This is a genomic window from Thiocapsa sp. (assembly GCF_018399035.1).
Taxonomy (GTDB): domain Bacteria; phylum Pseudomonadota; class Gammaproteobacteria; order Chromatiales; family Chromatiaceae; genus Thiocapsa.
In genome coordinates, this window is the sequence record NZ_CP073760.1 from 2113715 (window position 1) to 2130244 (window position 16530).

Annotated in this window: 13 protein-coding genes and 1 pseudogene; 3 read left to right on the top strand and 11 right to left on the bottom strand. The window is 64.6% G+C overall.

The window, feature by feature from the left end; genetic code table 11:
- Positions 1-138: 138 nt before the first annotated feature.
- The 3 genes from KFB96_RS09565 to KFB96_RS09575 all read right to left on the bottom strand — a co-directional run bounded on the left by KFB96_RS09565 (position 139) and on the right by KFB96_RS09575 (position 3915).
- Positions 139-387: a DUF2283 domain-containing protein gene (locus KFB96_RS09565; protein ID WP_300971482.1), complete on the bottom strand. Its 249-nt coding sequence runs from the start codon at positions 385-387 to the stop codon at positions 139-141.
- A 316-nt stretch (positions 388-703) separates the two neighbouring features.
- On the bottom strand, positions 704-3121 hold the full coding sequence (locus KFB96_RS09570) for a tetratricopeptide repeat protein (RefSeq protein ID WP_213465215.1): 2418 nt from the start codon (positions 3119-3121) through the stop codon (positions 704-706).
- Between the two features lie 236 nt (positions 3122-3357).
- Positions 3358-3915: a Uma2 family endonuclease gene (locus tag KFB96_RS09575; RefSeq protein WP_213462035.1), complete on the bottom strand. Its 558-nt coding sequence runs from the start codon at positions 3913-3915 to the stop codon at positions 3358-3360.
- Between the two features lie 485 nt (positions 3916-4400).
- On the opposite strand from KFB96_RS09575, the pseudogene KFB96_RS09580 reads away from it, so the two are divergent.
- Positions 4401-7795 (top strand): annotated as a pseudogene (locus KFB96_RS09580) (DUF2126 domain-containing protein).
- 153 nt (positions 7796-7948) lie between these two features.
- Here KFB96_RS09580 and KFB96_RS09585 read toward each other — a convergent pair.
- Genes KFB96_RS09585 through KFB96_RS26660 form a run of 3 tightly spaced genes read right to left on the bottom strand, consistent with a single transcriptional unit; the run spans position 7949 to position 9099 of the window.
- Complete coding sequence (locus KFB96_RS09585) at positions 7949-8239, bottom strand: HigA family addiction module antitoxin (protein ID WP_213462031.1); 291 nt, start codon at positions 8237-8239, stop codon at positions 7949-7951.
- Between the two features lie 13 nt (positions 8240-8252).
- Complete coding sequence (locus KFB96_RS09590) at positions 8253-8540, bottom strand: type II toxin-antitoxin system RelE/ParE family toxin (protein WP_300971487.1); 288 nt, start codon at positions 8538-8540, stop codon at positions 8253-8255.
- Positions 8509-9099, bottom strand: coding sequence for a pilin (locus KFB96_RS26660; protein WP_300971489.1), 591 nt, complete (start codon positions 9097-9099; stop codon positions 8509-8511). Before KFB96_RS26660 ends, KFB96_RS09590 begins: the two co-directional genes overlap by 32 nt.
- Positions 9100-9514: 415 nt before the next feature.
- Here KFB96_RS26660 and queF point away from each other — a divergent pair, with 415 nt between their 5' ends.
- The gene (gene queF, locus KFB96_RS09600; protein WP_213462029.1) at positions 9515-9904 is read left to right on the top strand and encodes a preQ(1) synthase; all 390 of its coding nucleotides are present in this window, start codon (positions 9515-9517) and stop codon (positions 9902-9904) included.
- A 189-nt stretch (positions 9905-10093) separates the two neighbouring features.
- Positions 10094-11395, top strand: coding sequence for an FGGY-family carbohydrate kinase (locus KFB96_RS09605; protein ID WP_213462870.1), 1302 nt, complete (start codon positions 10094-10096; stop codon positions 11393-11395).
- 13 nt (positions 11396-11408) lie between these two features.
- On the opposite strand, the gene KFB96_RS09610 is transcribed toward KFB96_RS09605, so the two are convergent.
- The 5 genes from KFB96_RS09610 to KFB96_RS09630 all read right to left on the bottom strand — a co-directional run bounded on the left by KFB96_RS09610 (position 11409) and on the right by KFB96_RS09630 (position 16498).
- Positions 11409-13481, bottom strand: coding sequence for a diguanylate cyclase (locus KFB96_RS09610; RefSeq protein WP_213462027.1), 2073 nt, complete (start codon positions 13479-13481; stop codon positions 11409-11411).
- Positions 13482-13704: 223 nt separating this feature from the next.
- Positions 13705-14577 carry a prephenate dehydrogenase/arogenate dehydrogenase family protein gene (locus tag KFB96_RS09615; protein ID WP_213462025.1) on the bottom strand — a complete coding sequence of 291 codons (873 nt, stop codon included), beginning with the start codon at positions 14575-14577 and terminating at the stop codon, positions 13705-13707.
- Positions 14574-15686 carry a histidinol-phosphate transaminase gene (gene hisC / locus KFB96_RS09620; RefSeq protein WP_213462023.1) on the bottom strand — a complete coding sequence of 371 codons (1113 nt, stop codon included), beginning with the start codon at positions 15684-15686 and terminating at the stop codon, positions 14574-14576. Before hisC ends, KFB96_RS09615 begins: the two co-directional genes overlap by 4 nt.
- Positions 15683-16168, bottom strand: a complete 486-nt coding sequence (locus KFB96_RS09625; protein WP_213462021.1) for a DUF3368 domain-containing protein — start codon at positions 16166-16168, stop codon at positions 15683-15685. Before KFB96_RS09625 ends, hisC begins: the two co-directional genes overlap by 4 nt.
- The gene (locus KFB96_RS09630) at positions 16169-16498 is read right to left on the bottom strand and encodes a UPF0175 family protein (protein ID WP_213462019.1); all 330 of its coding nucleotides are present in this window, start codon (positions 16496-16498) and stop codon (positions 16169-16171) included.
- Positions 16499-16530: the final 32 nt, after the last annotated feature.

A 16530-nucleotide genomic window follows, 5' to 3' on the forward strand; every position in this document is an offset into this window, starting at 1 on the left:
GCTCTGAGGTGTGACGCCGTCCTGCGGGTTCACACTGACCTGAACCTTCAGGACCAAAGGTAGCGATGGCTCAAAATTTAGCTCACGCGTGCTTCGCGTTGGAACAACCAGATAAGGAACCTCGGCCGACCGACCGATCTAGGCCACCTGGTCCAAGGGTTGCGGTCGGGCACGCTTGCTCACGGACAGGATCTCGATCCCGACCAGGTGGCCGCCTGCGTCATAGTCAGCGATGATCCCCGGTTCGATTGCTTTGGTCGTGGCAACTTCCGCCGGGGAGATTTCAAAATAGGCGGCATCCGCCGCGGGATCGAACTCGAGCTTCATAAATCGTTCACCTGGTCGTCGAAAACGCTTTTTCGCATGGCCGGTGAGGATGAAATCCATTGTCAGTCCTGATCTTAAACCGCGCCCGGTGCGGTATGCGTACTTTGTGGGAGTGGCTTGGCCGCGCCAGCTTCGACGACTTTCGGAGCTGGCGCGGTTTAAAGTATTAAAAAATATTAAATTTTAAACCGCGTCTCACCGAGATCGAGGGCATCTCCAAGGCCAGACACAAAACGAAAATGACGCATGTCGCTCTGGACGCGGTTTAAGGCTTCTGATGCGCTGCTGAGAGAATCTGCTCCGCGCCGTATAGACGCTGGATGCGAACCGGCACTGAAGCATCGCCATATCGACGATTCTCCCTGCAGACACGGACTCATCCGCCGGGCGGGGTCCCAGTTGTACCAGCGTCGCGCAGGGGTTCGATCTGCCCCTCGAGCTGCTTCAGGACCGGATCGTCCGGGACTTGAACGCGGAGTCTCTCGAGCCAACGCTCGGCGGCATCCGCTCGGTCGAGCTTGGCATTGTATTGGATCAAGGCGATCAGGATATCGCGATCGGTCGGGGCTTTCCCGTGTGCAGCTTCGAGGACGGAGAGCGCCTCCGGGGTCCGATCGGCACTGTCGAGTGCGACCGCATAGACGTAGGCATAGCGACTGTTCTGCGGGGACAGATCAGCGGCTCGCGCCAGCTCTTGGACGGCCGCATCGAGCTGCTGTGATCGGACCTGCGCGAGACCCAGTGCATAGTGCAGGTCGGCGCGCTCGGACGCGGTGACGGGCTCGGCGGCGAGTCCGGCCGTCAGCTCCGCCGCGGCCTCGGACTCGCGGCCAAGCGCCCGATAGAGGTCGGCCAGATTCACCCACGCCGGGGTGAAGCGTCGATCGAGGCTCAGGGCCGTGCGATACGCCTGCTCGGCCACACGGGGCTCGCCGGCCTCGAACGCCAGCAGGCCGAGATTCAGATGCGCCTCGGGTCGGTCGGCATTCACCATCTCCGCGATCGCGTACTCCTCCAGGGCGGCACTCAAGCGGTCCGCCAGCGCGCCCCCGATCCCTTGCGTCATGGCCGGCGCAAGCACGCGGGCGGCCTCCAGTCTCACCGTGAGTGCCGGATCGGACAGCAGCGGCCAGGCCAGCTCGACCCGGGTCTGCAGGTCCGCGAGGTCCAGAAAGCGCACCGCTTGTGCGCGGACCTGCACCTGCGGATCGTCGAGCAGGCGCCGTACGGTCATGAGTGCAGTCGGATCCGCGTGGTCGCGGAGCCGGTCCAGTGCGCTGGCCCGAGCAATGGCCGGCAGCGTCGGGTCTGCCGCGAGTGCGAGCAGCCGCTCGGCGGCATCCGGGGCATTGACGTCCGCGGCATGCAGCGCCTCGCCGAAGTGTGGTCCCCGATACGCCGGGTCCGGATACCAGGTCTCCACCGCGCTCGCCGCCCAAGCGTCATCCTTGTCCTGATGACAGGCGGTGCAGGCGTTCGGTGTGCCGAGCTTGAGGGACAGATCGGGCCGGGGTACGCGCAGGCTGTGATCGGCGCGCTCGTCCACGACCATGTAAACGCGTTGGGGCATATGACAGGCCACGCAGGCTGCGCCGGTCGAGCCGGCCGGGTGGTGATGGTGCTCGGGTGCATCGTAACGGGCAGCGGTATGGCAGCGAGCGCAGACGGCGTTGCCCTCGGCGAGCAGCTCAAGGCTGTGGGGCTCGTGGCAGTCGCTGCAGACGACCCCTTGATGGTACATGCGGCTTTGGATGAAGGAGCCGTGGACGAAGACCTCGTCCTTGATCTGCCCGTCCGGGAAGTAGAGCGCGGGATCCAGCAGGGCGAGGCGGAAACCCTGATGCAGGGGTTCGCCAGGGGCCAGCTCATCCTGGATGCGTCCGCGTCTGGAATGACAGCGGGCGCAGGTCTCGGTCTGCACATGGGGGCCGCCTTGGGGCGAGCGGGTCACGGATCGCTGTGGTTTCCCCGTCGCGGGATCGATCTGCCAGACACCGCCGTCGCGATCCTTCAGGTCGACCAGCAGACCCCGACCGGCGGCATCGGTCGCCGCAGCCACGTCCGCACTCTCTCCGGCAGGCTGCGCCCTCGCCCAGTCGACATGACGGCCACCCGGTCCGTGACAGGCCTCGCAGGCGACGTTGATCTCCGCATAGCGGGTGTCGTAGACCTGCTGCTCGGCGTCGTAGCGCTTGTGCAGGTCGGTGGAGTGGCAGTCCGCGCATTGATAGTTCCAGGTCTGCTCCGCGGCGGTCCAATGCAGCGGGTTGCCGTGGTCCATCGGCGCGCTCGGATCCGAATCCGGATAAAGATGGAACCAGCGCTGACCGCCCTGCTCCGGCGAGCGCGTGTCCCAGGCCAGGCCGAGGGCCTGGAGCCGACCGCCGGGAAACGCGATCAGATACTGCTGCAGCGGAGACCAGCCGAAGGTGTAGCGGATCGGATAGTCCCGCAGCTCCCCGTCGGGCCCGTCGGTCTGCACGAAGAAGGTGTCGTCTCGACGGAAGAAGCGGGATGTGACGCCGTGCGCCTCGATCTGCGCGTCGTCGAAGTTGCCGAGCACGGTCTGCGGCGTGGCCTGCGTCATCGCCAGGTCGTGGTCGGAGCCCTTCCAAAGGTCAAACTCCGCCTGGTGGCACTCTGCGCAGACCGCGGCGCCGACATAGCCGCGCTTCGAACGCTCGGGGTCCAGATGCGGATCCGGCAACCGGGATGCAGCCGTCTCCACGGTCACATCCGCGGCCTGAGCCAAGGGCATCATCAAGAGGGCAAGGCAGAGGGCGCGCAGGTCCATGAGTGGAAGCTTCTCGGGAGGAAACAAGAACGGCCAATGGTATACCGACCGGGTTCGCGTTTGCCCCGGCCGACACAAGACGTACCTGCCGAATCGCTCCGACGTCTTCCTTCGAGCCCTCGGCCTTGCGTCTGATCGTCAAAAATATTGAGTTTTAAACCGCGTAATGCAACAGAGTCCGCGCGTGGCACGGCGGGCGTCATCACTGAAACATCGAATCGCAATCTGGACGCGGTTTAATCGCCCAGAATGTATCCAACATCGATCTCATGGGTATCGAACGGCGGGATACGCATCTTCCGCTCCTCCACACCGGGCGCAACGACGCTGGCGATGACCCGGTAACCTCCCCCATCGAGCTGCCAGGCGACCAGGGAGCGATCCTCGGGCCAGATCAGCCAGTAGTAGGGCACCTGATGGCGTTGCAACAGCAGGAAGAGCGTCAGCGTGTCCTTGCGCTCGTGACCGGGGGAGACGATCTCGCACACCCAGTCCGGGACGCTCTCGACCACCCCGCGAGGGCGCTCCGGCAGTCGCTCCTTACGCCATCCGGCGAGATCGTGGGTTGGACATTGATGACAGGAATAATTGACGCTGATCTCGGTGGCGATCCACCAGCCACCGGGCCCGGAGGTGCGTCGAAACGTATCCAACTCAGCGACCGTGTTGCTTTGTACGAACCCGTGCTCCATGCGCGCCATCGGTCGCTGGACGATCGCACCGTCAATCAACTCGACGCGCTCCTCGGGCGTTTCGAACAGGTCCTCCAAGGTTTTGAGTTTGAACGCTTCCATCGGTATCGCCTCATTTGAAACCAACATCCATTCAGGACTCCGCTGCGCGTTTCGTCAAGGCCGACTGACGTGGCCGCACCAACAAGGGGCAAACGAACCGAGCCAAAGCGAGGCGCGCCGCTCGGTATTCACACCGATCCGTTCCGGCGTTCGACCCGACCGCCCTCTTGTCCCGGCCAAACGACGCACGCCGCACCGCACCCGGCTCCCTGTTCCTGCTTGACCTCGAAACCCTCGGCGGCGAACGGACAAGCCGTTTCGCAAGACAGCGCCGGTGTTTTATGGGATCGTTGGCATCTGAACCGAATCCCGCGCCCATGATTTGGAACGAATGTTGCTGCATGGCCACTGCGGATCGCCACCCCACGGCAAGACAGCAGCACCTCGAACCGTCCTTCTTCGTCTGAACAAGCCGCGCCGACGCCAGCGCCGCAGCGCGACAGTCAGACTCGACACCCGACACTTCAGTTAGGAACCCAGCCCCGATGTCGATCCTCGTCGCCATTAACCACAAGACCGAATACCGCTTCGACCGCGCGGTGAACCTCGCGCCGCATGTCGTGCGCCTGCGCCCGGCCCCGCACTGTCGTACACCGATCCGCTCCTACTCGCTGAAGGTCGAACCCGCCGAGCATTTCATCAACTGGCAGCAGGACGCCTTCGGCAACTACCTGGCACGGCTGGTCTTCCCCGAAAAGGCCAAGACGCTGACGGTCGAGGTCGACGTGATCGCCGAGATGATCACGATCAATCCTTTCGACTTCTTTCTCGAAGACTACGCCTTCTATTATCCCTTCGAATACGAGCCCGACCTGCGCAAGGAGCTTGCGCCTTATCTGGAAGTCACCGAAAGCGGACCGCTGCTTAAGAAGTGGCTCTCGGCGGTGGATCGCACCAAACGCGAGACGGTCTACTTCCTCGTCGATCTGAACCAGCGGCTCCAGCAGGACATCAACTACGTCATCCGCATGGAGGTCGGGGTCCAGACCTGCGAGGAGACCCTGAGCCGGCGTCTGGGCTCGTGCCGCGATTCCGCCTGGCTGCTGGTGCAGATCCTGCGCCACCTGGGCCTGGCTGCGCGTTTTGTCTCCGGCTACCTGGTGCAGTTGACGGCGGATGTGAAATCGCTCGACGGCCCATCCGGTCCGGAGGCCGACTTCACCGACCTGCACGCCTGGGCCGAGGTCTATGTGCCGGGCGCCGGCTGGATCGGGCTCGATCCCACCTCGGGGCTGTTCGCAGGCGAGGGTCACATCCCGCTCGCCTGCTCCCCGGCACCGCGCAGCGCCGCACCCATCACGGGCGCGACGGACAAGTGCGAGGTCGAGCTCTATTTCCACAACGAGATCACGCGCATCCACGAGGATCCGCGGGTCACCAAGCCCTACACCGACGAGCAGTGGGCGGCGATCGAGTCGCTCGGCCATCAGGTCGACGCCGAGCTCAAGGCCAACGACGTGCGCCTGACCATGGGGGCGAGCCGACCTTCGTCTCGATCGACGACATGGACGGCGCCGAATGGAATATCGCAGCCCTAGGCCCGACCAAGAAGATCCTGGCCGAGGACCTGATGCTGCGCCTCAAGCGCCACTTCGCCCCCGGCGGTCTGCTGCACATCGGACAGGGTAAATGGTATCCGGGCGAGCAACTGCCGCGCTGGGCGCTGTCCTGTTTCTGGCGCAAGGACGGACAACCGGTCTGGCGCAACCCCGAGCTGTTCGGCCTGGAGAACACGCAGTACGGCCACGGACCTACCGAGGCCGAGGCCTTCGTGCGCACGCTGGCCCGTCACTTGGGCGTGGATCCGACCTTCGCGTCGGAGGCCCATGAAGACGTCTTCTACTACCTCTGGAAAGAGGCGCGCCTGCCGGCGAACGTCGACCCGCTCGACAACAAGCTCAAGGACCCCAACGAACGCAAGCGCCTGACCCGGCTCTTCCAACAGGGTCTGAACCGCGTCGCGGGTTATGTGCTGCCGCTGCGCTGGTGGGGTTTCGGTGCCGAGGGGCGGTGGAAGAGCGGGCGCTGGACCTTCCGCGACGGCAACCTCTTCCTGATCCCGGGCGACTCGCCGATGGGCTTCCGCCTCCCCCTGGATGCCCTGCCCTACATCCCCGAGGGCGAGCTGGACACGGTGCCCGAGCGCAACCCCCTCGAGCCGGTCACTGCGCTGCGCTCGCCCTTCGACGAGGTGGCGCGCCGTTACACGCGTCTGGTCGAGCCGGCCCAAGCGCCGCAGACCATCCGCGAGCAGGGTCACCGACCGCAGGATCTCGCCGCGCGCTACGGGCGTGTGGCGCCGCTGGACGAATCGCACCAGTCGGTTCACCCGCAGGTCGCCCTGCCCGAAGACCTGCATCCGGATCTGATCCGCACCGCGCTCTGCATCGAGGCGCGCGAAGGCCGGCTTTACTGCTTCATGCCGCCGCTCACCCATCTCGAGCATTGGCTGGATCTGGTGATCTGTCTCGAGGATACGGCCGCCGAGCTCAAAATGCCCATCATCATCGAGGGCTATGAGCCGCCGCGCGACCATCGGCTCCAGAAGCTCGCGGTCACGCCCGATCCCGGCGTCATCGAGGTCAACATCCATCCGTCCGAGAACTGGGACGACATGGTGCGCGACACCCAGATCCTCTACGAAGAGGCACGCCAGGCGCGGCTCGGCACCGAGAAGTTCATGCTCGACGGGCGCCACACCGGCACCGGCGGCGGCAACCACGTCACCCTCGGCGGCCCGACCCCGGCGGACAGCCCGCTCCTGCGCAAGCCCGATCTGGTGCAGAGCCTGATCGGCTATTGGCAACATCACCCGAGCCTGTCCTATCTCTTCTCGGGGATGTTCATCGGCCCGACCAGTCAGGCCCCGCGGGTCGACGAGGCACGCGACGACCGGCTCTACGAGCTCGACATCGCCTTCCAGCAGATGCCGCCCGGCGAGGTGCCGCAGCCTTGGGTGGTCGATCGGGTGCTGCGCAACCTGCTGACCGACGTCACCGGCAACACCCACCGTACCGAGTTCTGTATCGACAAGCTCTACTCGCCCGACAGCGCCTCCGGGCGTCAGGGCCTGGTCGAGTTCCGGGCCTTCGAGATGCCGCCGCACGCCCGCATGAGCCTTGCGCAGATGCTGCTGCTGCGCACCCTGGTCGCGCGCTTCTGGAAGGAACCCTACCGTCGCAAGCCCGTACGCTGGGGCACCGAGCTGCATGATCGTTTCCTGCTGCCCCATTTCGTGCGGCAGGACTTCAACGACGTCATCTGCGACCTGCAGCGCGCGGGCTATCCCTTCGATCCGGCCTGGTTCGATCCCTTCTTCGAGTTCCGTTTCCCGCACTACGGGGATCTGGTCACCGAGAACGGGATCGACATGGAGCTGCGCGCGGCCATCGAGCCTTGGCACGTGCTGGGCGAGGAGGTCACGGCGCAAGGGACCTCGCGCTTCGTCGACAGCTCGGTAGAGCGGATGCAGGTGAAGGTCAACGGGATGGTCGGCGACCGGCATGTGCTGGTGTGCAACGGCCGGCGTGTCCCGCTGCGCCCGACCGGCCGCAAGGCCGAGTTCGTCGCCGGGATCCGCTTCAAGGCATGGAGCCCGCCGTCCGGTCTACACCCGACGATTCCCTCGCACAGCCCGCTTCTGTTCGAGATCGTCGATCTGTGGAACCGTGCGAGCCTGGGCGGCTGCACCTACTATGTCGCCCATCCCGGCGGTCGCAGCGAGAGCAACTTCCCGGTCAACAGCTACGAGGCCGAGAGTCGGCGTATCGCGCGCTTCCGGCTGATGGGACACACGCCGGGGCCGATCGACCCGCCGCCGCACGAGCCCGCCGGGGAGCATCCCTATACGCTGGATCTGCGTTACACGCCGGGCTGTTGAGCTAAACCGCGTCCCGAGTGGACAACCGGGTTGCGTTGAAAGACGCAGCCCGGTGCATGACGAGGGGTCTGCGTTGGACGCGGTTTAGAGATTGTGAGGATCACCAAATCGTAAAGTCATCGGCACCGCCGTTCCGGCACACGGCAGGCACAATCAGCCAACGCGCGCGATTCGGTTCATCTCGTCGCTCAGTGCATCGCTTGCCTGTTCCAGATCGTATTTGCTCTGCAAAGACATCCAAAATGCCGGGGTCGTGCCGAAGTAGCGACCAAGCCGCAATGCCATATCGGCGGTGATTCCTTGAGCACCGGCGATAACGGCGTCAAGGCGGCTAGCCGGGATGCGTAGGTCTGCTGCCGCGCGATCAGAATCGATGCCAAGCTCGTTCAGGAACTCCGACAGGTGCTCGCCGGGGTGAACAGGTGCGATGTCGCGTATGGGCATGGTGGTAAAGGCCTCAGTGATAATCCGTGATCTCGACCTCGACGGCATCGCCGTCGTGCCAGACAAAACAAATCCTCCACTGGTCGTTGATGCGGATGCTCCACTGCCCGGCGCGGTTTCCGACCAACGCCTCGAGACGGTGAGACGGCGGCAGGCGCAGATCGTCCAATGCCGATGCCGCATCGATGCGGTCAACCGGGCTGCGTTGAAAGACGCGGCCCGGTGCATGACGAGGGGTCAGAATTGGACGCCATTGAATTTCGTGAAGATCACCACGTCGCAAAGTCATCGGCGTCGCCATTCCGGCACACGGCAGGCACAAAGGGGCGGCGTGCGGGTTCATCGTTGACGACGCAGCGAAAACGCACGCCGCCATCCTCGCCTTTTGCTTGGAGATGTAACCCGATGTCGATGCCGCCGGTTACCGTTGAGCCTGTCGTCCTCAAGACCAAAATGCCGCATCCGCCAGCAGCCGAACACGTTTTCGGCTGCCACTGCACCTGCTTCCAGAGATCACTTGTGAACCCGAAGATCTCGACAAAATCCGCTGTCACCCAGCTTGAGTCGTTCGGCTCTTTATCGACACTCCAACCCAAGTCAGCAAAGTTTAGCGGCATCGAGCCCGTCGACGCATAGTGCGTTACGATCGCAGGCTTAGCACCGGACAGCAGCCCAAGGCCCTCCGCAACCCGCGCTCGGATGACATAGTTCTGATACGCCGGAACGGCAAGTGCCGCCAAGATCCCGATGATGGCCACGACGATCATCAGCTCGACGAGCGTGAATCCGCTTGCTCGATCACCTTTGAGGCAACGCAACCCCTTCCGCCCAAGCCGATGAGAGCGCGATTGAACATTCATGCTCCACCCCGGGCTGCACGGGTGCAAACCGAGCGATGCGAGGTCGCTGACCCGCCATCGTGAAGCCATTTTGAATCTCCGCAATTCCGACGGACTCGAAGACGTTTTCCGATTCTCGGAAATCGGAACGCAACTCCCGGGCCACGAGCAAACACCTACTGTCAGCCGGGATGATGCCTGTCTAAATCGAACGCAAAGTGCCGCTAAGTAACCCATTTCGGGCAATGCATCACAGACTGGATCCCGGGCTTAGCCTCCCTCGACATCCCCGGAATGGGCCGAAACGGCACCTGCGGCACGACCTGCAGCGCGCAGCACCTGCGCGGCATGGTAACCTTTCACGGTCCACTACCACCCCGATCGATCGCCCACCGCGACAGCCATCGGGATCCCTGTTTCCCGGAGACCAAGCACCATGTCGACCACCCCGAGCCGTGCGCTCGAGACCTTTCTCAACCCTCAACCCGAGCGTGACTACAGCATCCGGATCCAGATCCCGGAGTTCACCTGTCTGTGCCCCAAGACCGGCCAGCCGGACTTTGCCGAGCTGACGCTGGAGTATGTCCCGGAGGCGCGTTGCGTGGAGCTCAAGGCGCTGAAGCTCTACGTCTGGACCTATCGTGACCAAGGCGCCTTTCACGAGGCGGTCACCAATCAGATCCTCGGCGACCTGGTCGCGGCGACCGAGCCGCGCTTCATGCGTCTGACCGCGGCCTTCAATGTTCGCGGAGGCATCTATACGACGGTCGTCGCCGAGCATCGCGCCGCCGGTTGGCGTCCCGCGGATCCCGTCCAGCTCCCCTGAGCACAACGGGTCCGTCATCGAGATCCCGAAACGCGGATGCCGGATGCTGAGTGTCGGGTAAGTCCAACGGTGAGTAGAGACCCACGCTTCGGCGGAGACGCGGTTTAAAATTCATTTTTATCATCCTAAACCGCGTCGGCTCCGACGCTCAAGGATCTGGCCGAGGCAGCTCCAATCCGAAAACGATGCATTTCGCTCCGGACGCGGTTTAGTCCCGCCTGGATCGGCATCGATCTGGGCACATCCGGCTGTCGCGCGGTGGCGATCGACGACGCCGGCAGGGAGCTGGCTTCGGCTCGCACCTGCCTTGCCGAGCCTCTGAGCCCAGCGCCGGGACACTATGAGCAGGATCCAGAGCTGTGGTGGCGGGCGGTGCTCGACACCCTGACGCAGCTCGGCTCCGCCCTGACCGACCGGGAGCCGGTTGCCCTCTGTCTCGATGCGACCTCCGCGACCCTTCTGCTGGCGACGCCGGACGGCGAACCCTGCGGACCGGCACTGATGTACAACGACCGGCGCGCATCGGCGGAAGCCGCCGCGATCGACCGGGCGGCCCCCGCGAACAGCCCGGCACGCGGCCCGAGCGCGAGCCTCGCCAAGCTCGTCCGTCTGAGGGGGCAGTATCCGCACGGCAACGCCGCCCTGGCGCTGCACCAAGCGGACTGGGTCATCGGACGCCTGACCGGGCGCTATGGGATCAGCGACTGGAACAATGCCTTAAAGCTGGGGTACGACGCCGAGCGTCTGCGCTGGCCGGATTGGGTGTCGGCACTGATCCCCGAAGGGGTCAGACTGCCGCGGATCGTCGCGCCCGGTGATCCGATCGGACCCCTCGTTACAAGGCTCGCAAACCGGCTCGGCTGGCCATCGACCGTCCGGGTTCTTGCCGGGACGACGGACAGCACGGCCGCGGTGATCGCCGCCGGAGCACAGCAGCCCGGCGATGCGGTGACCTGCCTGGGCAGCACGCTGGTGCTGAAGATCCTGTCGGAGCGTCCGGTGACGGCATCCGCTTACGGGATCTACAGCCATCGCTTCGGCGACGCTTGGCTGGTGGGAGGCGCCTCCAACAGCGGCGGCGCGGTCTTGCGCAGGTTCTTCAGCGACGCCGAGATCGTCTCGCTCAGCCGCGACATCGACCCCGAGCGCCCATCCGGCCTGGACTATTACCCGCTTATCGGATCCGGCGAGCGCTTCCCGCGGAACGATCCGGAGCTGGCACCCCGCCTCTCGCCGCGCCCGAGCGAGCCGCGGGACTTTCTACACGGTCTTCTGGAAGGCATCGCCCGCATCGAAGCGGAAGGCTATGCACGGTTGGCCGAGCTTGGCGCACCGCTGCCTCGGCGGATCGCAAGCATCGGGGGCGGCGCGGCAAATCCGACGTGGACGGCGATGCGCACCCGGATCCTCGGGATCCCGGTGATGAGCGCCGAACATCGGGATGCCGCTTACGGTGCCGCTCTGCTGGCCCTGCGTCGCTCAGGAGACTAGCCCGACCGGCCTGTCAGCTCGGCTCCGAAGGCCGTCCGAAGAGATACCCCGAGCCCCAATCAACCCCCAGCTCGACGAGCCGCTGCAAGGTGGCCTCGTCCTCGACCTGCTTGGCGATGGTCGTGATGCCGAGATCCTTCGCCGAGTGCTGAATCGCGGCCAAGATGGACCGCGCCCGCGCGGATTCGCCGGCCAACCGAATGAGGTTCACATCGAGCTGGATAAAGCTGACCGGGAGATGGATCAAAAAGCGAAACGACGAGGCGTCTCCCCCGTAGTCGCTCACCGCGATCTTGCATCCCAGATCCAGCAGAGGCGCCAGCGCCCGCGCGATCTGCTCCGTCTCCGCCGTAATCTGTCGCTCGCTGAGCGTCAGCACTAGGGGCGGCGCACCGTTTGCTGCCTTGGATACCCTGTCGAGCTCGCGCGCCAGGGTCTGCAGGATGTCCGGATGCCGCACCAAGTCCCCCGACAGGTGCACGAAGTCCAGCAGCGGGGTTGCACCGGATGCTTTGGAGGTTTTCAACCGAGCCGCAGTGGCACTCAGGAGCATGCTGTCGATGCGATGCAACAGTCCGAGCTGCTCGGCGATGTCGATGAAGGAGGATGCAGCCAGGACGCGACCGTCCGCTGCGACGATACGGGCCAGCGACTCCTCGGCGACGACCCGTCGATCATGAAGCTCCACGATGGGCTGAAACGCCGGAAGGATGCGCGCGGTCTGCAGCGCGGACTGCACCAGAACGGCCATCGAGACCGCGTAGACGCCGCTGTCGTGACCGTCGTAGCAGACACGGTTCCGACCCGAATTCTTGGCATGGTAGAGGGCCATGTCGGCACGGGCCAACACATCTCTCGGATCCTTCTCCTCGGGTTGACAGGTCGCGAAGCCGATGCTCAAGGTCACCCGAATTTGTTGACCCTTGACCTCGATCGGCTGCGCGGAGACGCTCTCGCGGATGCGTTCGAGCCCGTTGCGCGCCTGGACCTCGCTGGTCTCGGGCAGCGCGATGACGAACTCCTCCCCGCCCCAGCGACCGAGCCAGTCGGCTTGCCGCACCTCCCGGCGCAGTGTCTCCGACACAGACTTCAACACCTCGTCGCCGACACCGTGGCCGTAGGCGTCGTTGACCAGCTTGAAGTGGTCGAGATCCAGAATCGCAAGACAGCAGGCCAGTCCCGAGCGCCGACCCCGGGCATGGATCCGCTGAATCGATTGCCAGACCCCGCGCCGATTCAGCAACCCGGTCAACTCGTCATGGTCGACGAGGTACTCGAGCTTCAGCTCGGCGACCTTGCGCCGGGTGATGTCGATGTGGGTACCGGCAACCCGCATCGCCTTGCCGTCCGCGTCCCGCTCGTAGACCCGCGAACGGTCCTGGATCCAGACCCAATGCCCGTCACGATGACGCATTCGGTATTCCGCATCGAACCGATCGAGGTCGCCGTTCGTCACCTGCTCGGCAAGGGTCAGGACGCGGTCGCGATCATCCGGGTGCAGCATCTGCCGCCAGCTTTGCAGGTCGACCTGAATCTCGCCGACGCCATAGCCGAGCTTGGCCAGATAGCGGGCATCGACCGTCACCTCCGGGGGCGATATGGAGCCGGTGTAAATACCGATATCGCCGCCTTCGACGGCAAGCTCGAGCCGTCTCGTCGCGTCCGCCAACGCCGCCTCGGCTGCTTTGCGCTCCGTCACGTCGCGCCCGACGCCGATGATGGCCGTGACCCGACCCTCGGCGTCCAGAACCGCGGTGTCCGACCAACCGAGCCAGCGCCAACCCCACACGGTCAAGGCACGCTGCTCGACATAGGTGTGATGCGGGGGCCGGCTAAGCTTCGTGATCGCCGCTGCGGTCTCCGCGCGGTCGTCCTCGTGGACGAGCGGCATGAATGACCGGCCGAGCAGCTCGTCCCTGCTCTTACCGAAGGCCCGACAATAACTCGGGCTCACGAACGAGAAGCGACCCTCGGGGTCGATCTTAACCAGGAGATCCGTTTGGTTCTCGACAAGCAGACGATAGTCCTCGTCAGGCGTCTGGTCGGCACCCTGGGTCAAACTCTGCTTGGTCTCTTCCGGGGGCATGAATCGGATCGCGCTGATAGTTACCGATCGCCGAGAAGGATAGCGCGCCATCGTGACGAGGTCGAGATCCAGCGACCGACAGACGCCTTTGAATCCAGTGTGAATATGCACGGAATCCGGTGTGAATGTGCCGGCGCGCCGCGCCAACCATCGGTTGCCGCACAAGGGCCTGGGCTCGGGTCGCTGACTCCTTCCGGATGCTCGGCCGCACGCGGACGTGCGATCAATCGATCCGTGGCCCGTCCACATAGCGATCGCGCGCCGCCTTGGCGCGTTCGAAGATGGCCAGCAGGCCTTCGCCGTCGGCGCTGCGTATACTCTCGGCGAGATCGGTCATCTCGATGCCGAAGCGCGCCAGCATGGCGCTCAGGGCCTCGCGATTGGCGAGACAGATGTCGCGCCACATGACCGGATTACTCGAAGCGATGCGAGTGAAGTCCCGGAAGCCACCGGCGGCATAGCGGAAGATCTCGTCGTTCTCGCGCATGCGCGCCAGCGCATCGACCAGCCCGAAAGCGAGCATGTGTGGCAAATGGCTGGTGGCGGCGAGCACCTCGTCGTGATGTGCGACGGACATACAGGTGACTTCAGCCCCGCAGGTCTCCCACATCGCGGTGACGCGTGCGAGTGCATCGGCGTCGGTCTCGGGCAACGGGGTCAGGATAACGCGACGCTGCCGGTAGAGCTCGGCAACGGATGCCTCCACGCCGCTGTGCTCCGTGCCGGCGATCGGGTGACCGGGGACCAAGCGCGGCGGAACTTGGCCGAAGACGCCGAGCGCATCCACCACCACGCTGCCTTTCACACTACCCCCATCGGTCACCACCGCAGCGGGGGCGAGCCGGTCGCGAATCGCCTCGAAGACCCCGCGCATGGCACCGAGCGGGACGGAGACGAACACCATGTCCGCGCCCGCGACCGCCTCGGCGGGATCCTGCGTCAGCAGATCCACGACACCCAGCTCGCGCGCCCGCTCGAGGTTGGCAAGCCCGCGTCCGCAGCCGATGACCTGCCCCACGGCGCCGGCCTCGCGCAGGGCCCGGGCGAGGGATCCGCCGATCAGTCCAACCCCGATGATCGCCAGCCGCTCGATCATGACGCGAGCACGTCCTCGAGTGCCGCAATGCAGCGGGCGTTCTCGGCCTCGAGACCGATGCTTATGCGTAGATGGTTGGGCAGACCGTAGTTGCCGACCGGTCGCACGATGACGCCGCGTTTCAACAGGTCCTGGTTGACCGGGCCGGCCGGGCGGCCGACGTCGAGCGTGATGAAGTTGCCGACCGACGGGATGTACTCGAGCCCCATTCGCTTGAAGGCATCGAGGTACTGCCGCATCCCCGCACGGTTGAGCTCGACCGAGGCACGCACATGCTCGCGATCGCCGATGGCTGCGGCCGCGGCGGCCTGAGCGAAGGCGTTGACGTTGAAGGGCTGACGCACCCGATTGAGCAGATCCGCCACCTGCGGATCACTGAGTCCGTAACCGACCCGCAGCGCGGCCAAACCATGGGCCTTGGCGAAGGTTCGGGTCACGATGAGATTCGGAAAGTAATCGATCCAGTGTGTGGCATCCGGGAAGTCCGGCTCGCCGACATACTCGGTGTAAGCCTCGTCGACCACCACGATACAGGTGCGCGGCATGGCCCCGATGAATGACTTGAGCGGTGCGGCGGCCAGCCAGGTCCCGGTCGGATTGTTCGGATTGGCGATCCAGACCACGCGGGTCTTGTCCGTCACGAGACTCGCCAGCGCGTCGAGATCGTTCCCGTAGTCGCACGCCTTGGCAACACGTGCGCTCGCGCCGACCGCTTGAGTCGAGATGGGATAGACCGCGAAGGCATGCTCGGAGAAGACCGACTCCACACCCGGATGCAGAAAGGTCCGTGCGATCAGGTCGAGCACGTCGTTCGATCCGTTCCCGATGGTGACCGCGCTCGGCGGGACACCGTGGAACTCGGCGAGCACGCGTCGCAGCTCGAAGCCGCCGCCATCGGGATACCGCCCGATCTCGCCCATCAGGCCGGCGATCGCCTCGCGCGCCCGTGGGCCGGGGCCCAAGGGATTCTCGTTCGATGCCAGCTTCACCGAGTCGCGAATACCGAGCTCGCGCTCCAGCTCCGAAACCGGTTTGCCGGGGACGTAAGGGGTGAGCCCGGCAATTCCGGGGGCAGTCAGGGGCAGGAAGGGATTGTCGTGGACAGTCATTGAGTTTCCAATCTCATGATAAACGCCTCGTAGAGGCCGTTGGACAGGTGAAACCCCCGTTCTTTCGCGTTCACGAGAATCTGCTTCGCGGAGCGCGAATCCAAGATCTCGCGCTGGACCGCAAGCAACAGGACGCCGACCAATCCGAGCACAGGGATGCCCATCATCCGCGCGACCCGCCGTCCTTTCTTCTCGTCCACGATCAGCGGCAGATGTCGCTGACGCGCCAACGCGAGGGCTTCGGCTTCTCCGGGATCGAGCAGGGTCCGAAGCTCGGCGAGCAGCGGCACCTCATCCACCGACACCACCTCGAGCCATGACCGCTGTGGTACGATCCCCGCGACATCGGGATCGCCGGCGAGCCATTCTCGGTAGACGGCATCCGGAAGCAACACCCGCTCGAAACAGCCGGCGAAGAGATCGAGTCGCTGTTGAGCCGCGAGCACGATCAGCGCAGTCGTATCGCTGACAACGATCGTCATTCAAGGACGGCCAAGCCGACCCAGGGTCTCGAGCTCCTCCGCAAGATCGTAGTCGGCGATCGGGACACCAAGCTCGCCGAGCAATCCCATCATCTCTTCGCGCGACTTCTCGAACACCCGCGCCACCTGGCCCAAGCTCAGATCACCCGACTGGAAGGATCGGACGGCGATCCATTTTCGAAAACCAAGGTCGAGCAGCCTGTCATCGAAGGCGGCGGCAATTCCGATCGGCTTGCCGCGCCGCGTGATGAGCAGATATTCGCCGCGGTCGAGGGTCTGTCCGAGCAGGCTCGGATTGGTTTGGAGCGCTTTGATACCGATGGTTTCCATCGACCGGGTACTCCGTAAAAGGGGTATCCGAA